This is a genomic window from Dietzia sp. DQ11-71, from assembly GCF_014144995.1.
GTDB lineage: Bacteria > Actinomycetota > Actinomycetes > Mycobacteriales > Mycobacteriaceae > Dietzia > Dietzia kunjamensis.
This window is the reverse complement of sequence record NZ_JAALDT010000250.1, coordinates 1-2,420: the sequence shown is the minus strand read 5'-3', so window position 1 is coordinate 2,420 and position 2,420 is coordinate 1. Positions and strand designations below refer to the sequence as shown.

At 72.9% G+C, this 2,420-nt stretch carries 1 protein-coding gene and 1 pseudogene; one reads left to right on the top strand and one right to left on the bottom strand.

Annotation, left to right across the window (positions count from 1 at the left end; genetic code table 11):
* The first annotated feature begins 153 nt into the window (after positions 1–153).
* Entirely contained in the window at positions 154–2,130 is a 1,977-nt protein-coding gene (locus tag G6023_RS09535; RefSeq protein ID WP_182635178.1) for an arabinofuranosyltransferase, read from the top strand.
* A 32-nt stretch (positions 2,131–2,162) separates the two neighbouring features.
* On the opposite strand, the pseudogene G6023_RS09530 reads toward G6023_RS09535, so the two are convergent.
* Positions 2,163–2,420: pseudogene (locus G6023_RS09530) on the bottom strand (HNH endonuclease); the annotation flags it as partial.

The following is a 2,420-nucleotide window of genomic DNA, read 5'->3' as shown; positions in this document are numbered from 1 at the left end:
GGTCGCGGTCGTCGCCGCGGCGGCGCTTCTCGTCGCCGTGCCCGGACCACTCGACGTGCGCGCCGCGATCGCGCTCCTCGCCGGCCCCGGCATCGGGGTCGCGGTCCACGTCACCGGCTTGGCCGTGACCGCGCGCCACCCGGAAACCGACGCATGACCGACGTCCGTCTGCTCGCCCGCCGGGGCGGCGAATTCCTCGCCGCCCTCTTGGTCGCGGCCGTGGTCGGTGCCCTCACGTTCGAGGGAGTCGACGCGCTGCCGTTCGTCGAACCCAGCTGGCTGCCCGAGACCTTCGGCGCGACCCTCGCCGCGGGGGTCGTCATCCTCGCCGGGTGGCTGTTGCTGCGCAGGGCCACTGGCGGCCGGGCCCTGTGGCTGCTCGGAACCGCCGGGCCGGCCTTCCTGGCCTCCTCCCACCTCGGACTGCTGCTGAACGGCACGCCGCACTACCTGTTCGGCCTCGGCGGCGACCAGCTCAACCGCGTCGCCTACGTCACCCGCTTCGCCGACTCCCCCGCCCTCGCCGACCCCTTCTACGCCGACGCCGCGCCCTTCTATCCGCCGCAGTGGTTCTGGGTGGGCGGGCAGCTGTCCCGGATCACGGGCATCGACGGCTGGGAGTTCTACAAGCCGTACGCCATCGTCACCATGGCCATCGCCGGCGCGATCGCGTTCGTGGCCTGGCGGTGGCTCGTCCCCGCGCAGCTTGCCGTCGTGTTCGGTCTCGTCACCTCGGTCATCGGCGGGCACACCAACGCCTACGAGCCCTACTCGTGGATCCTCATCTGCCTGCTCCCGCAGGTCGTCGTGGCGACGTTCCTGCTCTGCGCACGGGTGGCCGCCGCAGCGGGATCCCGGACGAGCCGCGGACTCACGTGGCCGCTGGTCGCGACGATCGGCCTGTACCTCGGCTGGGCTGCGCTGGGCTACACCCTCATCGCGGGTGTCGCGGCGCTGTTGGTGGGCCTCGTCGTCGTCATCCATTCCTGGCGATACCGCACCGATCGTGCGGTGGTCCTCGCCCTGCTCGGCCGCCTGGCCGCCATGGCGGCGATCTCCGCGGTGATCGCACTGCTGTTCTGGCACCGATTCCTGCTGGCCGCCCTCGGCGGCGCGGACACCGAACCCTCGGTGGCCAACGACTTCGCGCCCGAGATCGCCTCGCGGTGGCCGCTGCCGATGCTCGAGGTGTCCGCCGTCGGGCTACTGTGCCTGATCGGCGTGGTGTGGCTGGTCGTCACCGTCTGGCCCGACGGAGCCGGCCGGGCCTCCGAGCGCGCGGCGGCGACGTGGCGAACGCGGATCGGGGCCGAGCACGACACGGACCACGTCGCCGACACCGACGCCGACGGCCCTCTCCCCCCGGCCGATCGACGGCTCGTCCTCGCACAGGCCCTGGGCCTCACGGCGGTGACCGTCCTCGGGTGGTACGTGCTCTCGGGGCTGCGGGCGGTCACCGGCAGCACGCTGCTGCCGTTCCGGATGATCCCGATCATCACCCTCGTCCTCGCCCTGGCGGGCGTGGTCGGCGCGCTGACGCTGGCCCGGTGGGCCGTGCGGACCTCTCCCGACCGCTCCCGTGGCCGCGTCACCGCCGCGGCGGTGGTGGTCGCGGGCCTCGCTGCCGTCCAGATGGTGCAGCACGTCTCCGGGGAGGATGCGGAGTTCGCCGCCGAAGCCCGCGGGTTCCCCGCGGTGCCCCGCGACGTGCTGGACGCTGTGGACGACATGACCGGCGACCGGGCACCCTCGGACCTCGTCCTGCTGACCTCGGATCCGACCCTCTACGCCTACCGGCCGTACTTCTCGTTCCAGGCGCCGGCCCAGGCGTACGCCACGCCGGCCGGCCGGTACGAGGAGCGCCTCGACGAGATCCGGAGCTGGGCGGACACCGAGACCCCCGGAGAGCTGACCGCCGCACTTGAGGGGAGCGAGTTCCGCAGCCCCGACGTTCTGGTCCTCACCCGCGAGGGGTCCCGCCGCTGGGTTTTCCCCGCGATCGTCAACCAGATGCCCCGGGTCCAGAACAACGCGCGCGAGGAGATCGTCTTCCGGCCGCGGCAGTTCGACGATCCCGCCCGCTTCGACGTCCGGGAAGTCGGGGAACGGATGGTGATCGTCCGCCGCTGACGCGTTCCGCCAGCCACCCCTGGGCCGCGTGATCATGCCGCCTCCTGCCTGGTGGCGAGTCGGTCAGCGATCGCGGCGTCGAGGTCGTGGAGGAGCGCGAACGGGAGTACCGGCGCTTCCAGCGGTGTCGGTGGTGGTGGTCCGGGTTTGGGCCGTGGCGGGTCGGCCGCGCGGGGGGTTCCGGCGGGTGGGATCCACCTGACGCCCTGGGGCGCGCGCGAGTCGGGGGTGGTGGACCAGCCGGTGTCGTGGATCATCGCGTGGCAGTCGCCGCTGGCCAGGGCGAGTTC